This window comes from Vibrio sp. 10N.239.312.D08 (assembly GCF_041466145.1).
GTDB classification, from domain to species: Bacteria; Pseudomonadota; Gammaproteobacteria; order Enterobacterales; family Vibrionaceae; genus Vibrio; species Vibrio crassostreae_C.
Genome location: NZ_JBFSSD010000010.1, coordinates 53,416 through 69,449 on the forward strand (window position 1 = coordinate 53,416; position 16,034 = coordinate 69,449).

General features: G+C 44.8%; 14 protein-coding genes. 4 read left to right on the top strand and 10 right to left on the bottom strand.

Translation table 11 applies throughout. The annotated features are described in order from the left end of the window. Positions 1-6: 6 nt before the first annotated feature. The 4 genes from arcA to aspA form a co-directional block, all read right to left on the bottom strand. Complete coding sequence (gene arcA / locus AB6D58_RS07645; RefSeq protein WP_017062724.1) at positions 7-1,230, bottom strand: arginine deiminase; 1,224 nt, start codon at positions 1,228-1,230, stop codon at positions 7-9. A gap of 805 nt (positions 1,231-2,035) precedes the next feature. Continuing rightward, entirely contained in the window at positions 2,036-3,484 is a 1,449-nt protein-coding gene (locus AB6D58_RS07650; RefSeq protein WP_017068849.1) for a YfcC family protein, read from the bottom strand. Between the two features lie 510 nt (positions 3,485-3,994). After that, positions 3,995-5,302, bottom strand: coding sequence for an anaerobic C4-dicarboxylate transporter (locus AB6D58_RS07655; protein ID WP_017061168.1), 1,308 nt, complete (start codon positions 5,300-5,302; stop codon positions 3,995-3,997). A gap of 180 nt (positions 5,303-5,482) precedes the next feature. Continuing rightward, positions 5,483-6,934, bottom strand: a complete 1,452-nt coding sequence (aspA, locus tag AB6D58_RS07660; protein WP_017063668.1) for an aspartate ammonia-lyase — start codon at positions 6,932-6,934, stop codon at positions 5,483-5,485. Between the two features lie 284 nt (positions 6,935-7,218). Between aspA and AB6D58_RS07665 the strand changes: the two genes are divergently transcribed. Then, positions 7,219-7,743 carry an FxsA family protein gene (locus AB6D58_RS07665; protein ID WP_012604974.1) on the top strand — a complete coding sequence of 175 codons (525 nt, stop codon included), beginning with the start codon at positions 7,219-7,221 and terminating at the stop codon, positions 7,741-7,743. A gap of 182 nt (positions 7,744-7,925) precedes the next feature. Here AB6D58_RS07665 and trmL read toward each other — a convergent pair whose 3' ends face one another. The 4 genes from trmL to AB6D58_RS07685 all read right to left on the bottom strand — a co-directional run bounded on the left by trmL (position 7,926) and on the right by AB6D58_RS07685 (position 11,251). Further along, the gene (trmL, locus tag AB6D58_RS07670) at positions 7,926-8,405 is read right to left on the bottom strand and encodes a tRNA (uridine(34)/cytosine(34)/5-carboxymethylaminomethyluridine(34)-2'-O)-methyltransferase TrmL (protein WP_372156914.1); all 480 of its coding nucleotides are present in this window, start codon (positions 8,403-8,405) and stop codon (positions 7,926-7,928) included. Positions 8,406-8,488: 83 nt separating this feature from the next. Continuing rightward, positions 8,489-9,106 carry a superoxide dismutase gene (locus AB6D58_RS07675; RefSeq protein WP_372107234.1) on the bottom strand — a complete coding sequence of 206 codons (618 nt, stop codon included), beginning with the start codon at positions 9,104-9,106 and terminating at the stop codon, positions 8,489-8,491. A 76-nt stretch (positions 9,107-9,182) separates the two neighbouring features. Beyond that, positions 9,183-10,562: an envelope stress sensor histidine kinase CpxA gene (gene cpxA, locus AB6D58_RS07680; protein ID WP_017061164.1), complete on the bottom strand. Its 1,380-nt coding sequence runs from the start codon at positions 10,560-10,562 to the stop codon at positions 9,183-9,185. Further along, positions 10,562-11,251, bottom strand: coding sequence for a response regulator (locus AB6D58_RS07685; RefSeq protein ID WP_017061163.1), 690 nt, complete (start codon positions 11,249-11,251; stop codon positions 10,562-10,564). The genes cpxA and AB6D58_RS07685 overlap by 1 nt, the downstream gene beginning before the upstream one ends. A 187-nt stretch (positions 11,252-11,438) precedes the next feature. Between AB6D58_RS07685 and AB6D58_RS07690 the strand changes: the two genes are divergently transcribed. The 3 genes from AB6D58_RS07690 (at position 11,439) to pfkA (ending at position 14,301) form a co-directional block, all read left to right on the top strand. Then, positions 11,439-11,948 carry a CpxP family protein gene (locus AB6D58_RS07690; protein WP_229647415.1) on the top strand — a complete coding sequence of 170 codons (510 nt, stop codon included), beginning with the start codon at positions 11,439-11,441 and terminating at the stop codon, positions 11,946-11,948. Between the two features lie 164 nt (positions 11,949-12,112). Further along, complete coding sequence (gene fieF / locus AB6D58_RS07695; protein WP_136977490.1) at positions 12,113-13,021, top strand: CDF family cation-efflux transporter FieF; 909 nt, start codon at positions 12,113-12,115, stop codon at positions 13,019-13,021. Between the two features lie 317 nt (positions 13,022-13,338). Continuing rightward, positions 13,339-14,301 carry a 6-phosphofructokinase gene (pfkA, locus tag AB6D58_RS07700; protein ID WP_017061160.1) on the top strand — a complete coding sequence of 321 codons (963 nt, stop codon included), beginning with the start codon at positions 13,339-13,341 and terminating at the stop codon, positions 14,299-14,301. A 370-nt stretch (positions 14,302-14,671) separates the two neighbouring features. On the opposite strand, the gene AB6D58_RS07705 is transcribed toward pfkA, so the two are convergent. Both AB6D58_RS07705 and tpiA read right to left on the bottom strand, forming a co-directional pair. Beyond that, positions 14,672-15,025, bottom strand: coding sequence for an endonuclease domain-containing protein (locus AB6D58_RS07705; RefSeq protein WP_136979819.1), 354 nt, complete (start codon positions 15,023-15,025; stop codon positions 14,672-14,674). A 142-nt stretch (positions 15,026-15,167) separates the two neighbouring features. After that, positions 15,168-15,938 carry a triose-phosphate isomerase gene (tpiA, locus tag AB6D58_RS07710; RefSeq protein WP_017061158.1) on the bottom strand — a complete coding sequence of 257 codons (771 nt, stop codon included), beginning with the start codon at positions 15,936-15,938 and terminating at the stop codon, positions 15,168-15,170. Positions 15,939-16,034: the final 96 nt, after the last annotated feature.

The following is a 16,034-nucleotide window of genomic DNA, read 5'->3' on the forward strand; positions in this document are numbered from 1 at the left end:
TAGTGATTAGATACCATCACGCTCAATTGGGCAGCTCATGCAGCGTGCGCCACCGCGACCGCGGCCAAGTTCATCTCCAGGGATAGGAAGAACTGTGATGCCTGCTTTATCGTATTTTTCATTGGTGTAGGTGTTGCCTTCGTAGCCAATCACAACGCCAGGTTTAACCGTTAGAACGTTGTTTGCATCGTTCCACTGCTCACGTTCTGCATGGAAGTTGTCACCACCGGTCGTGATTAGGTTTAGCTTGTCTACGCCAAGTGCTTTTTCGATAGCTGTTACGAAGTAGCCTTCTTCTTTCACTTTCACTGCGCCAGACTCATCACCAGTTAGGTTCCAGCACTGTACGTCTTTACTCACCACTTCAGGGTAAACAGAGAACGTATCTTCGTTCATGTGCGTCATAACGGTGTCTAAGTGCATGCAAGAGCGGTGTTTTGGTAGCTGCATTGCGATAACTTGTTTCGCTTGACCGTGTTTGAATAGGCTAGATGCTAAGTGCTCAACACCTTGTGCTGTTGTACGCTCAGACATACCGATAAGAACCGTACCGCGACCGATTACAAGAACGTCACCGCCTTCAATGGTTGAGTTGTCGTAGCTGATGTTTTCTTCATCGCCGAAGTACTTAATGAAGTCTTGGCCAGCAAATGTTGGGTGCCAGCGGTAAATAGCGCGAACGTGGTTGGTTTCACGTTGACGAGCAGGTTTCGCCATCGGGTTGATGGATACGCCACCGTATACCCAGCAAGATGTGTCACGAGTAAATAGGTGGTTTGGTAGCGGTTCGATAATGAAGTCGGTTGGTGCGTGCATGCCTTGCATCATTGAAGATGATTTCATTGGCATCTCAGCGTAAGACAGACCACCCGTTAGGATTTTTGCTAGTTCTAGGTTTGGTAAGTCGCCCAAGTAGCAGCGCACATCGTTAGCAAAGGTTTTGCCTAAGCGGTAATCAGAAACTTGATGATTCAAAAGCCAATCTTTCGCTTCTGGCACTGCTAGCGTGTCTGCTAGTAGGTCAGTAAGAAGAAGAACTTCAACACCTTGATCACGCAGCGTTTGAGTAAATGCGTCATGCTCTTTACCAGCACGTTCAACAGCCAGTACGTCATCAAATAGTAAATCGTGACAGTTAGAGGGTGTTAGGTGAGTCAGTGCGCGTCTTGGACGGTGAACTAGAACGCGGCGTAATTGACCTATTTCAGAACCTACATAGAACTTACTCATGATCGTCTCTCTCTTATATATTTGAATTACTTTTATCGCTAAGAGTAATTATTTATTTTCAGTTGAGAAGAATGAATTATTTATTCATATCTCTTGTCTGGAATTAATATTACGCCTGCTAGTCAGGTATTCTTAGAGATCTATCACAAATCGTTTTTTATCCCGCAGCCCTTTAAAATTAAGGGTTTTAACAAACTTTATGCACTTTCAGTTATGAATAATACATTCTAAATAGTTAGCAGTTAGGGAACTTTATGCACGCTTTTTTGACGAAACTTACTAGAATCTAATTTACGAGGGATTATATGCAGAATAGTTTTATTGATAAGAGTGTACTTAGCTTGGAAGTATGCAGTGTTTTTATTTAGATATTTAATTTTGGATGTGGAATTAATTGTTTATTAACAAAGTAAATGCGAATAAAGCTGTTGCGATCACATTTTAAAATCGGCTGTTTAAGTGTGTTTTTTGATAGAAAAGGGCATTAATCCTCGTCTGTTTATTAGGCTATTAATTACTTTAAATATAATTAACGCTAATAAGTGACTAACTATTTGTTTAAACATCATGGTTGAAAATAGAGTGTTATTTCATCAAGAAAATTAGATGTTTAAAAGTAGGATTGATTCTTCTATTGCGAGTGCTTTGAGTTTGGTTGAGCTTGGCTACGAACAGAAGAACCTTGAATATCGCGTGTATGGCTTTGAGGAGCTGTTTCAGTGGCAGAGGGTTACATTGAGAGGGAACAATAAAAAAGCCGCTGTGAGAAGCGGCTTTGGATGAGAAAGGAGTGAAGTGCTGTTAGTTAGATCAGCGCACCAATACTCAGTACAACAATGCAGAACACCATCAATATACCGACTAGTGGCATCACCCATTTAACCCAGCGCACGTAAGGGACACGAGCAATCGCCAAACCACCCATCACCACCGCGGAGGTTGGGGTGATTAGGTTCACCAAGCCAGATGCAGATTGGTACGCAGTGATAACCAAGTCACGACCTACGCCAGCAAAGTCGGCCAGTGGTGCCATGATTGGCATGGTCAGTACCGCTAAGCCAGAGGTCGATGGCACTAAGAACGACAGTAGAATCTCTAAGAAGAACATCACGTTAATGAAGATAACCGAAGAAAGCCCCGTTACCATCTGTTCTGCTGAGAAGAGAATGGTATCGGTGATCATACCGCGGTCCATCACCACTACGATACCACGTGCAATACCTATGATGAGCGCAACGCCAAGTAGGTCGCGGGCACCATCAATGAAGCTGGTGGTAAACTCTTCTTCGCTCATGCGAGCCACAATACCAACGATGATGGTTGCTGCTAAGAACATCGCTGAGATCTCAGCCATCCACCATCCAGCAACGGATACACCATAAATCATTACAGCGAACGAGCCACCAAAAATGGTCAGAATCAGTTTGCGAGTCGCGGTGAATTCAAGTTTTTCGCCGCTCGCATTACCTAAGAAGTGCGCTTTGTTCTCTTCGTATTTGTCGTAGACAATTGATGTTGTTGGATCGGCTTGAACCATTCTTGCGTAACGCATTACGTAGACAACACAAATACCCCAACCAATAATCAACATCGCAATGCGCAACACGATACCGTCTGTAAATGGAATACCAGAGGCGTTGGCAGCGATCACGGTTGCGAATGGGTTAATCGTTGAACCCAGCACCCCAATACCTGCACCAAGCAGTACGGTCGCAGCGGCAACAAGAGGGTCAAAGCGAGCTGCCATCATTACCGGCACTAGCAATGTATAGAAGGGCAGTGATTCTTCCGCCATGCCGTAGACGGTACCACCTGCGGCAAATAGCGCCATCAGTATTGGTATCATCAACTCTTCTCGCCCTTCTAAGCGGGCGGTGACGCGCTCGATACCGGCATCAATGGCACCCGTTTTGGTTACTAGCCCTAAGAAGCCACCAATGATTAAGATGAACAGCGAAACGTCGATAGCCGCCGCTTCATAGCTATTGTGGTCATAGAAGCCGTCAATAGGCGCGAGCAGTACATCAATCACGCCTTGAGGGTTACCTTCTACCGCTTGATAGGTTCCGGTTACGGGTACTTCTCGGCCTAGCTCTTCATTCATTGCACGGTCGTATTGGCCTGCTGGAACAATCCAGGTAAGCAGTGCGACGAACGCAATCAGAATAAATAGAATGGTGTAGGCAGAAGGGAATTTAAAGTTGGCAAAGAAGCCGCCCTTTTTTTTCTCGCTTGGTATCGTTTGAGTTGTCATGGCTATCTCCTTACATCATCTTAAATAGAAGTGATGTGAATTAGCGACTAATGATTTATAGATTGTAAATACACGGACACTTATAAAGCACTCAACGATATAAAGTTGCTGACTTTAAATTAAGGTTGTTTTTATATTTACTAATCCAAATGAAGTTAGATTTAATTTAGCTGCGGTTATTTTATTCCTTACTCCGGTATTTAAGTTTGGTGCTGTTCACAAAAATAATGGCTAATAAAAGGGCTAAAAAATGGCAGAAAATCGTCAAGGTTTTTTGGTTAGTTAGCTTGGATTAATATTCGTTGTGGATTAACTGGAAGTGGAAGGAGATTGATTTGGTAGGTGTTGTTTATGATTAGGCAGAATAATCTTGGAATTTTATTCAAACTTTATTTTTAGGCGGTTTTTAAAGTTTATAATGGTTATTTGATGCGTATCAAATAACACATTGAGCAGAAAACAAAAAAGGAAGCCGAAGCTTCCTTTTAAATGTTCAATCACCAGCGAATGTTAGATAAACAGACCGCCGAATGCGAAGCCGAGTGCTACCGCAGTACTGATTGTTACCACACCTGGAATGAAGAATGGGTGGTTGAATACGTAGTTACCGATACGCGTTGAGCCTGTGTCATCCATCTCAACCGCTGCTAGTAGCGTAGGGTAAGTTGGAAGTACGAACAGCGCACTTACCGCAGCAAAAGAAGCAACGGCTGTTAGTGGTGCTACGCCAATCGCTAGTGCTGCAGGCATCAGTGCAACTGTTGTTGCTCCTTGAGAGTAAAGCAGCATAGAAGCGAAGAACAGAACAAGAGCCAGCATCCATGGGTAGTCAGCCAGTAGAGCGCCTGCTACGTCTTTGATTTCAGCAACGTGTGCGTTTACAAACGTTGAACCTAACCAAGCCACACCAAGTACACATACACATGCCGTCATACCAGAACGGAACGTTGGTGCTGAAGAAATCTTCGCTGCATCAATCTTAGTGAACATCACGATAGCCGCTGCTGCTGCCAGCATTACAGACATGATCGCTTCGTTACGACCTAGCGCCGGGTTTTCAATTAGGCCAACAGAGCTAGAGATAGCCGCTGCGTAACAAACCACGAAACCAATTGCAGCTAGGAAGATGTACGTTGCTTTCTTCGCTGTAGGTAGAATTTCGCGTTTCTCTTCTGTTGCTAGCTTGATTAGACCTTTCTCTAGACGTTCTTGATAAACAGGATCGTCTTTCAATTCGCTACCCATGTAGTTAGCAACAACCGCACCAACCATACAAGCGATGAAGGTTGTTGGGATACAAACCATCAATAGCGTTAGGTAATCAACACCAAATGGTGCCAACATTGCTGCGAAAGCCACAACTGCAGCCGAGATTGGCGAAGCTGTGATAGCAATTTGAGAAGCGACAACTGCGATAGACAGTGGACGAGAAGGACGAACACCTTGGCCTTTCGCTACTTCTGCAATAACAGGAAGCGTAGAGAATGCTGTGTGACCAGTACCCGCCATTAATGTCATTACAAAGGTCACAATCGGCGCGTAAAAGGTGATGCGTTCAGGGTGTTTACGCAAAAAGTTTTCGGCAATTTGTACCAACCAGTCCATACCGCCAGCAACTTGCATTGCAGCAATTGCGGTGATAACTGACATGATGATCAAGATTACGTCGATCGGGATGAAAGATTGGCTTGTTGGAACGCCAAGAATAAGTGAAAGGGCAATAACACCAGCACCACCGGCAAAACCAATACCGATACCGCCAATTCTGGCCCCCAAAAAGATAAAGAGCAGGACGACAAACAGTTCTACTGCAATCATAAGTAACACCTCATTTAGATTTTATTATGTGAACATTCGCCGCTGGAATGTTCACATAATAGTTCTATGGTTTAGATTCAATTTGGCAAAAGCGCAACCAACGGAAATCCACAAAATAATCATGGTTAACCGTATTGGAGCCTAAAAAAGGGCTCCGTTTGGAACCCTTTCTCGCTAACTTTATTCGTAGCGCTTCGCTTTATACTGAGGATGCATCAAATTTTCAACAGAGAAAATGTCATCAAGTTCTTCTTCGGTTAATAAACCGCGTTCTAGAACTACATCACGAACACTCTTACCTGTTTCTGCACAGATCTTACCAACAATGTCACCTTCGTGGTGGCCAATGTATGGGTTTAGGTAAGTGACGATACCGATAGAGTTAAATACGTGCGCTTCACATACTTCTTTGTTTACCGTAATGCCGTCTACACACTTGTCGCGCAGGTTCACACAAGCGTTTGTCAGAATGTCTAGAGACTCAAACATGCTTTGTGCAATAACAGGTTCCATTACGTTCAGTTGAAGTTGACCACCTTCCGCAGCGAAAGAAACCGTGTTGTCGTTACCTAGAACTTTGAAGCAAACTTGGTTTACTACTTCAGGTACAACTGGGTTTACTTTAGCAGGCATGATTGAAGAACCTGCTTGCAGTTCAGGTAGGTTTAGCTCGTTCAAACCAGTACGTGGACCTGAAGAAAGTAGACGCAAGTCGTTACAGATCTTAGATAGCTTAACTGCTAGACGCTTAAGTGCGCCGTGCGTCATTACGTATGCGCCACAGTCAGACGTTGCTTCGATTAAATCTTCAGCCGCTACACACTCTAGGCCTGTTACTTCTGCTAGGTGTTTCACTGCTAGGCCTTGGTAACCCGGTGCTGCGTTCAGACCTGTACCGATAGCCGTTGCGCCTAGGTTTACTTCAAGCAGTAGTTTTGAAGTGTATTCTAGGTTTTTGATTTCTTCATTGATGGTTACAGCCCAAGCGTGGAACTCTTGGCCAACCGTCATTGGAACTGCGTCTTGAAGCTGAGTACGACCCATCTTCAAAATCGTGTTGAATTCTTGGCTCTTAAGCTCGAATGCACCTTTTAGGTATTCGATCGCATCAATCAGTTTACGAACGCTGTTGTAAACAGAGATACGGAAGCCAGTTGGGTAAGCACAGTTTGTAGATTGGCTGCGGTTTACATGGTCGTTCGGGTTGATGAACTCGTATTGGCCTTTTTCTTTGCCCATAAGTTCAAGAGCCACGTTCGCAACAACTTCGTTTGCGTTCATGTTTACAGAAGTACCAGCACCACCTTGGAAAACGTCCGATGGGAACTGATCCATGCACTTACCCGTGTCTAGAATTAGGTCACAAGCTTGGATGATGTATTTAGCCACTTCGCTTGGAATTACACCTAACTCTTTGTTTGCTAAAGCCGCTGCTTTCTTAGTCATCACCATACCGCGAACGAATTCAGGTACATCTGAGATCGTTACATTTGAGATGTTGAAGTTTTCAACTGCGCGTAGAGTGTGGATGCCGTAGTAAGCATCAGCCGGAACATGACGTTGACCTAATAGATCTTCTTCGAGACGAGTAGCTTGAGGAGCTTCAACTTGAGCTTCTGATTGAGTAGCCATAACAGGATCCTTAGAGAATTATTCTGATTATATAGTTAGTTATTAGCCTATTCTGTGTGCAAATACTCCGTTCGCTAGAATATTGGGCTGATAAATCCGTCCTGACTTATGTGGCACATGATACTGTACTTAGCGCATAAAAATATTAAGTGGATCACCTTTTTCGGTTTTGTTTCGTCAATATTTTGCAAAGTTATTCTTGGTCAATAAACACGCTTATTTACAGGATAAATTTGAGATTGTTAGGGCTTTCAGCGTAAACTGCAAGTAACAAAGGAGGGCGTGTGTTTCCTATCTTATTATTACTATTTATCTTCGTACCCATCATTGAGATTGGGCTATTTATTCAAGTTGGTGGCTTCTTAGGATTGTGGCCAACTATTGCGTTGGTTTTGATCACTGCATTTGTGGGTGCATCGCTGGTTCGTAGCCAAGGCATTCAGACACTTATGTCTGTGCAAGGTCGTTTGCAACAAGGCGAAATGCCAGCACAACAGATTCTTGAAGGCGTGATGCTTGCAGTTGCCGGTGTATTGCTGCTGACTCCGGGTTTTATGACGGACGCACTCGGTATGTTGGTATTATTGCCAGCACCAAGAGCGATGATTGCCAAGAAAATGATGGAAAAAATGGTGGTGACCAACATGTCTGGTGGTTTCCATGCCGGTGGACAAGCTGGTTTTGGCCAGAGCCCATTTGGACAAGACCCATTCAATCGCGATCCATCTGACCAATCAAAAGACGGCAACACCTTTGAAGGTGAGTTTGAGAAGAAAGACGACGACAACGATCGTAACCGCTTAAACTAATTAATTTTTTCTCTCTTTAGATAGAGGGAAAACAGAAAAGGCTCTTACCTTTATCCTTCGCAAGAAAGTGATAATGGTAAGAGCCTTTTTTATTGTCTGTCGCTAGCTGTTACTTACTGTTTACTATCGATAACAGATAACAGATAACAGATAACAGATAAAAGATAAGCTTGAGTGTTCGGTTATACCGCGCCTTCAAAACCCATTTGTCGCCATGCTTCAAAAGCAATGATTGCCACTGCGTTAGACAGGTTGAGGCTGCGCGCGTCTGGCATCATTGGAATACGAATGCGTTGTCCCATTGGCATGCTTTCAATGAACTCAGCAGGCAGGCCGCGAGTCTCAGGGCCAAACATCAGCACATCGCCTTGTTGGAATTTCGCATCAACGTGGTGGCCTGTCGTTTTTGTGGTGCAAGCAAAGATGCGGAAATCACCCTCACGTTCATTCTCTAGATACTCAAGGAAAGCTTCTAGGTTCTTGTGACGCTTAACTCGCGCAAGGTCGTGGTAATCCAAGCCAGCACGACGAACCTTCTTCTCTTCAAAATCAAAGCCAAGCGGTTCAATCAGGTGCAGATTTGCGCCGCAGTTAGCACATAGGCGGATGATGTTACCCGTATTGGGTGCAATTTCTGGTTCGTATAGAGCGATATCAAACATGTTGGTTCACAAGAGTAATCAAAGATAGCCCGAGTATACGGTGGCAAGCTGAGTGAGTACAGTTCGCCACCGTCACCATTCGCTTACGCTTGGTTCGTTAGTGCTTGCGCGTAGTTTTCAGATACGGCATTCCAATTCACCACATTCCACCATGCATTGATGTAATCAGGACGACGGTTTTGGTAGCTGATGTAGTAGGCGTGTTCCCAAACATCGAGCGCGAGAATCGGTTCGCCATCACTCGCCACGGTATCCATCCACGGATTATCTTGGTTCGAGGTTGAGATGATCTTCAGTTGCCCTTGCTCTACCACTAGCCAAGCAAAGCCGGAGCCAAAGGTATTGATCGCCGCTTGGGCGAACTGATCTTGGAATGTCTCGAAATCTCCGAAGGTACTCTTGATAGCCTCACCAAGCTCGCCCGTAGGTTCACCACCGCCGTCTCGCGACATGCAGTTCCAGTACAAGATGTGATTGTAGTAGCCACCGCCATTGTTACGAACAGCCGGGCTGTGCTGAGATATGTTGGCAAAGATCTCGGTCAGAGATTGCTGTTCTAGCTCGCTGCCAGACACCGCCGCAACAAACTTATCGTAGTAGGTTCTATGGTGCTTGCTGTAATGCACTTCCATTGTCTTAGCGTCAATGTAAGGCTCTAGGGCATCGTAAGCGTAGGGTAAAGCAGGGAAAGTGTGCGACATGGTAAATCCTCCTTAATTAGAGGATTTACCATAATGGTAATGATAATCATTATCAACTGCGATCTTTGTGGGGGTATTACACCGGTAAGATAGGCAGGGTGATTTCGAGTTGTAATCCACCGAGCTGGCTGCGGGTCGCCGTGATGGTTCCGCTGTGTTGGCGAATCGCACTTTCAGTAATGGTTAATCCAAGCCCTGTGCCGCCAGAGTTTCTGTCACGCGCTGTTGAGACACGGTAAAAAGGTCTGAAGATAGAATCGAGTTCATCCTCTGGAACACCATCACCATTATCATTGACGCAAATTGTTAGCTGATCTTGAACCACATGGAACTGTACATCCACTTGGTCTTTACCGTAGTAGATGGCATTGCGTGTAATGTTGTCTAGCGCACTCATCAGCAGTTTAGGGTTCCCCGAAATAGAGCGTTCTGGGATCTCCGAGAACGTCAGTTGTTTGCCCATCTGTTCGGCTTCAAACTCTGCGTCTTTTAAGATCTCTTCCCACAGGCTAGAGATAGGCTGAACCTCACGAGTAATATGGCTGTCGACCTGCATACGAGATAGCGTCAGCAGCTCACTGATCATCTGTTCCAAACGCTGTGCTTCGGTATCGATACGTTCAAGTTCTTGGCTCTCACCCTGTTTACGAATTGCCAGTGCGTTGGCCATACGCAGGCGAGTCAGTGGTGAGCGTAGTTCGTGTGAAATATCAGAGAGTAGGCGTTGCTGCCCGGAGATCATCTGGTTTACCGCTTCGACCATCTGGTTAAAGCTCTCACCAGCTTGTCTGAACTCTGAAGTACCTTTTTCGAGTGTTGGATCGACCTCGAATTGACCTTTCGCCACGCGTTGTGCCGCGCGTTCTAGCCTGCGAGCGGGTTGACTCAGTGCCCAAGCTAGCCAAAGCAATAGCGGGGTACTCGCCAGCATAACCGCAAGCAGTAACTGCAGAGGTCTATCAAACAGGCGTAACAAGAACGGAGGTGGTTGAGTCCACTTTATTCCGGCGTACATCAACAACTCTTCACCCGCGAGTTTGATGGGTACTGGACCTGCCACCATGTAGTGTCCGTACAGTTTTTGTTTCGGCACTTCAGGGTTATCTATCGAGGTAACAAAGTTGCGAATCGCTTTAAGTTTGTAGTCTGAATGCCTTTTCGAGGTAAGGACTGCGCCCTCAAGATCGGTCAGATAGATGCGAGCGCGAGAATCCTTGCGGCTGCGTGGTGCCTCAAGTTGGAAGACAATCTTGCCCAGATTTGGTTCTTTGGCGTAGCGTTTCTCTGTGATTTTAGCGATACGCTCGAGTTTATCGAGGTGATCTGCAGGCACATCGCGCGCGACTCGAGGGTCTAAATGGGGAAGTGACAGCACCGACAAAAGCACCAGTAACATGGTGAACCAAAAGATAGCAAAGATACGTCCATATAAGCTGGTGATTTTAGGTATACGCATTAATCTTCCTCTACCAATAAGTAGCCACGGCCTCGTAAGGTTTTGATGCGTGATTTACCGTCAGTGCGCTCAGGAATTTTCTTACGCAGGTTGGAGATGTGCATGTCTATCGCACGGTCAAACGCTGCGAGCCTTTTACCTAATACATCTAGGCTCAATGCTTCTTTGGTGATCACTTGCCCTGGGTTTTGGATAAGGTGACTCAGTAGGGCGAACTCGGTTGTGGTGAGGTCGATGAGCTCCCCATTGCAGTAGGCTTCTTGTTTGCCAGGGAAGACTTCGATGTCTTGATATTGAACTCTATCACTGGCCGCCTTAGGTGCGGTGTTGGTTTGAGTACGACGCAAGATAGCTCGAATACGAGCTAACAACTCTCGGTCACTGAAAGGTTTAGGCAGGTAATCATCCGCGCCAAGTTCAAGACCAATCACACGGTCGATCTCTTCGCCTTTTGCGGTCAGCATCAGCACTGGTGTTTCCCAATTTTCTCTCAGTTTCTTTAGTGTTTCCATGCCATTAAGACGCGGCATCATCACATCCAAAAGAATCAGGTCAATCTCATCATTGATAGCTTCCAGCCCTGCATAGCCATCATTGGCTTCGGAAACAGTGAAGCCCTCAAAGCTCAGAATGTCTTTGAGTAAGCTGGTTAACTCGGTGTCGTCATCAATAAGAAGAATGTTCGCCATTGGGAAGCCTTAATCGGTTATCTACTATTTACAGGTTAATAATACTGCTAATTATTCGTCAACTTTCACTCTTTACGATTCTTTACGCTTTCTAAACGTCACTTTACGAGGGAAAGACTAATCTATATCTAAGCGCTGAGAAACAGACGCAACACATGACTTATTATACCGAATTGAGGCAACAATTATGAAAATGACTAAGAAACTTGTACTAGCAGCTGCGGCACTTCCACTAATGTTAGGTACAGCAAGCGCGTATGCTTACGGTGGTGGTGATAAAGGTGACCACAAAGGTATGCACGACAAGTGTGGCGGTTTCGATAAAAAAGTAATGCGCCAACTAGACCTAACCGACGCTCAAAAAGAACAGTTAAAAGAGATGCGTGAAGCAGACCGTGCTGAGATGAAAGCAAAGCGCGGTGCAAACAAAACGGCAAAAATGGCGCAAATGAAAGCGCATCACGAAAAGGTTCAAGCATTGGTACTTGCTGACAACTTTGACGAAGCAGCAGCAAACGACCTAGCAAGCCAAATGGTTGAGAAGCAAACTGAGCGTCGCGTAGCAATGCTTAAGAAGCAACACCAAATGATGAGCGTACTAACGGCTGAGCAAAAGACTCAACTGAAAGAAATCCAACAAGAGCGCATGACTAAGTGTGCTGACAAAATGGGAAAACGCATGAACAAAGACAAGTAATTCATTGCTTGAAAAATCAGCGTTGAATGAAAGTGTTTAGAAAGAAGCGGCCGAGTGTCGCTTTTTTTGATCCTTAAAAATGAATGTTTCACATCATGGCTGTCATATTCAATTGGTGGTTTGCAGGTTATACTTTGTGCTATCAGTCACTTTATAGCCAAGTTATGAAACAAGAATACGCACGTTTAGTTACGCTCGCCGCTTGGGCAGCCACCACCATCGCCACTATTTTATTGATAGTGAAAGTCGCAGCTTGGTGGGTGACAGGTTCCGTGAGTCTGTTGGCTTCCGTCGTGGATTCAATGCTGGATATCGCGGCCTCTGTCGTTAACCTTATCGTGGTTCGTTACTCTCTGCAGCCTGCCGACAAAGAGCACACCTTTGGTCATGGTAAGGCTGAATCTCTCGCTGCATTAGCGCAGGCAATGTTTATTTCAGGCTCTGCATGTTTCCTTATTCTCAATGGTATTGAGCGCTTCTTCCGACCTCATGAACTGAACTCTCCAGAAATTGGTATCTACGTCAGCTTATTTGCGATGGTGATGACCTTCGGTTTGGTTCGATTCCAAAAGCATGTGGTCAACAAAACAGGCAGCCAAGCTATTGCGGCCGACTCTCTGCACTATCAATCAGACCTTTATATGAACGCCGCGATTATGCTGGCACTGGCATTGAGTTGGTTTGGGCTTGGCCAAGCGGACTCTGTATTTGCGGTGGGTATAGGTATCTACATTCTGTACAGCGCTTATCAAATGGCGATGGAAGCGGTTCAGTCTCTGCTTGATCATAAGCTGCCAGATGATGAGCTGAAACAGATTAAAGAGACATCATTGAGCGTGGAAGGCGTGTTGGGTGTGCATCAATTACGAACGCGTCGCTCGGGGCCAATACGCTTCATCCAACTGCATCTAGAATTGGAAGATAATATCCCACTTATTGAAGCGCATCGCATTTCTGACGAAGTAGAGGCTAAGCTTATCTCCGTGTTCCCTGATGCTGATGTATTAATTCACCAAGACCCGTATTCGGTCGTATTTGGACCAGAGAAGCAGCAGAAATTCCACTCGTGGTAATGCGTGCTAAAAATCAGCGGGCAAATGGTAAGTGAGTGGCTTTTGAACTAAAGTGAGTAAAAATTATTAACTGTTAGGTGATTCAAAAACCACCTTAGTAACAATTAATGTTGATTCTGATGTGAATCAACAAAGTTATTGAGTAAAACTGTAATACTCTTACAGAAGTAGAAATGTTACATAATTTTACGCGATTTGAGTGCTATTCCTGTTGAGGAAATGTAACATAACGCACAAATATAGATTTAAAATCTTGTTGATATACAATCAGCAAGAACAAGAATTGAATAATAGATTCCCAAAAATCGAGGGTGAGCATGATTAAGAAGATCGGTGTTTTGACCAGTGGTGGTGACGCTCCAGGTATGAACGCAGCAGTTCGCGGCGTTGTTCGTACTGCGTTATCAGTTGGCATTGAAGTTTACGGTATTTACGATGGCTACCAAGGCCTTGTTGAAGACCGTATCGAAAAGCTTGACCGTTCAAGCGTATCTGACGTGATCAACCGTGGTGGTACTTTCTTAGGTTCTGCACGTTTCCCTGAATTTAAAGACGTTGCTGTTCGTGAGAAAGGCATTGAGAACCTTAAGAAGCACGGTATCGAAGCACTTGTTGTTATCGGTGGTGACGGTTCTTACATGGGTGCTAAGAAGCTGACTGAAATGGGTTACCCATGTATTGGTCTTCCAGGCACAATCGATAACGATATCGCGGGTACTGACTACACAATCGGTTACCTAACAGCGCTTAACACTGTTATTGATTCAATTGACCGTCTACGTGACACGTCTTCTTCTCACCAACGTATTTCTATTGTTGAAATCATGGGCCGTCACTGTGGTGACCTTACGCTTATGTCAGCAATCGCGGGTGGTTGTGAGTACATCATTACTCCAGAGACTGGCCTAGATAAAGAACAGCTTATCAGCAACATCCAAGATGGTATTGCGAAAGGTAAGAAGCACGCAATCATCGCTCTAACTGAGCTAATGATGGATGCTAACGAACTGGCTAAAGAGATCGAATCTTCAACTGGTCGTGAAACTCGTGCAACGGTTCTTGGTCACATCCAACGCGGTGGTCGTCCTACTGCTTTTGACCGTGTATTGGCTTCTCGCATGGGTAACTACGCTGTTCACCTTCTTCAAGAAGGTCACGGTGGTCGTTGTGTGGGTATCGAGAAAGAAGAACTTGTTCACCACGACATCATCGATTGTATCGAGAACATGCAGAACCCAGACCGTTCTGAGCTGTTCCGCGTTGCAGAAGAGTTGTTCTAAGCCACGCTTAGCGTTCGCTTAAAGAATTTAAAAACCGCTGATTATTCAGCGGTTTTTTTGTGCCTGCCGTTCTTTAGATTCATTGTAAAATCCCCTCCTAGCCTCCCCTTATGTCAGGTTTCTAGATCCCTTTAGCTTTCATTGGAAAGGGGAGGAACCGTTCCGTAGTTGTTGGAGCATATACCGACTACAACTAATTTTAGCGATTAACGTAAGCTTTCCTATTAGCGATTTATTGAACATTTTATGGTTTCAGTAAGCCTAGGAACCTAAGTGAACAAAGAAAGTTCTCCCCCTTTACCTTAGATCGGCAGGGTAATCGAAAATGTTGAAATAAGGGGGAGTTAGAGGGGGATGCGTACACAGAAGTTTATTTGGGGATTGAATTCATGATTTTCACCAAAACTTCTTCAAGATTCTGATTAACTTCATTATTGGTAAAGCGAAGCACCTTGATTCCAATCTTGTTTAAGTCTCGTGTACGCTGATGATCGTAAGCCTGTGCTTGTTCTGAAAAGTGGCTATTACCATCTATCTCAATGGCCAGTTTTAGTTCACAGTTGAAGAAATCCACGACGTACTTTCCGATGCTATGTTGTCTGCGAAACTTAATACCAAGCTGCTTGTTCCGTATATAAAACCATAGCTTGCGTTCTGGTTGAGGCATGTTGTTTCGGAGCTGTTTTCGAAATGTGTTTAGATGAGCTTGTGTATAAATCTTCATAACGCAGTCTAATAAACCGGAATGTTATTAAGTTACAAAGAGCTCAGTGCAAAAAAGAGGTTGGGAGTGGCGGTTTTCGAGCGAGATCAAAAAAGGCCAACCTAAGTTGACCTTTCATCTAATCTAAACGGTGAGGTTTAAATTAAGCTTTTGCTTCAGCTGCTGCTTTAGCGATAGCTGCGAAGCTTTTCGCGTCTAGAGCTGCGCCGCCAACTAGAGCACCGTCGATGTCTGGTTGTGCGAAGTAAGCTGCTGCGTTTTCTGGCTTAACAGAACCGCCGTATTGGATAACAACTTTCTTAGCAACTTCTTCAGATTTCTCTGCGATGTGTGCACGGATTTGAGCGTGGATGCGCTGTGCATCTTCAGCTGTAGCTGCTTTACCAGTACCGATAGCCCAGATTGGTTCGTAAGCGATGATAGCGCCTTCAAGAGCTTCAACACCTTGAGTGTTGATAACAGCGTCAAGTTGACGAGCACATACTGCAACAGTTTCGCCTGCTTCGTTTTGTGCTTCAGATTCACCGATACAAAGAACTGGAGTTAGGCCGTTCTCTTTTAGGAATGCGAATTTCTTAGCTACGAACTCATCTGATTCGTTGTGGTATTCACGACGCTCAGAGTGACCGATGATGATGTGAGATGCGCCGAACTCTTTAAGCATTGCTGGAGACATGTCGCCAGTGAATGCACCGCTGTTGTTTAGGTCAGAGTTTTGAGCACCTAGGATGATCGCGCTGCCCGCTTCAGTAAGCGTACGCTCTGCTAGATCAACGAAAAGTGCTGGTGGAGCAACTGCTACGTCTACGCCTGTTACGCCTTCAAGTTCAGCGTTAAGACCGTTTAGTAGATCAACAACCATTTCTTTGCTGCCGTTTAGTTTCCAGTTACCCATAACTACAGGATGACGCATAGGAATATCTCCAAAGTATTTAAATAAATCGAATGTAAAAAAGTAAACTTTATTACGAAATAATATAACAGATTAATATCAACAGATCATGACTGT

Excerpts from the sequence above, each read along its gene's own strand:
- AB6D58_RS07650 (WP_017068849.1), bottom strand. The coding sequence starts at position 3,484 with ATGACAACTCAAACGATACCAAGCGAGAAAAAAAAGGGCGGCTTCTTT.
- AB6D58_RS07685 (WP_017061163.1), bottom strand. The coding sequence starts at position 11,251 with ATGGCGAACATTCTTCTTATTGATGACGACACCGAGTTAACCAGCTTA.
- cpxA (WP_017061164.1), bottom strand. The coding sequence starts at position 10,562 with ATGCGTATACCTAAAATCACCAGCTTATATGGACGTATCTTTGCTATC.
- aspA (WP_017063668.1), bottom strand. The coding sequence starts at position 6,934 with ATGGCTACTCAATCAGAAGCTCAAGTTGAAGCTCCTCAAGCTACTCGT.
- tpiA (WP_017061158.1), bottom strand. The coding sequence starts at position 15,938 with ATGCGTCATCCTGTAGTTATGGGTAACTGGAAACTAAACGGCAGCAAA.
- pfkA (WP_017061160.1), top strand. The coding sequence starts at position 13,339 with ATGATTAAGAAGATCGGTGTTTTGACCAGTGGTGGTGACGCTCCAGGT.
- arcA (WP_017062724.1), bottom strand. The coding sequence starts at position 1,230 with ATGAGTAAGTTCTATGTAGGTTCTGAAATAGGTCAATTACGCCGCGTT.
- trmL (WP_372156914.1), bottom strand. The coding sequence starts at position 8,405 with ATGTTTGATATCGCTCTATACGAACCAGAAATTGCACCCAATACGGGT.
- AB6D58_RS07690 (WP_229647415.1), top strand. The coding sequence starts at position 11,439 with ATGAAAATGACTAAGAAACTTGTACTAGCAGCTGCGGCACTTCCACTA.
- AB6D58_RS07705 (WP_136979819.1), bottom strand. The coding sequence starts at position 15,025 with ATGAAGATTTATACACAAGCTCATCTAAACACATTTCGAAAACAGCTC.
- AB6D58_RS07655 (WP_017061168.1), bottom strand. The coding sequence starts at position 5,302 with ATGATTGCAGTAGAACTGTTTGTCGTCCTGCTCTTTATCTTTTTGGGG.
- fieF (WP_136977490.1), top strand. The coding sequence starts at position 12,113 with ATGAAACAAGAATACGCACGTTTAGTTACGCTCGCCGCTTGGGCAGCC.
- AB6D58_RS07675 (WP_372107234.1), bottom strand. The coding sequence starts at position 9,106 with ATGTCGCACACTTTCCCTGCTTTACCCTACGCTTACGATGCCCTAGAG.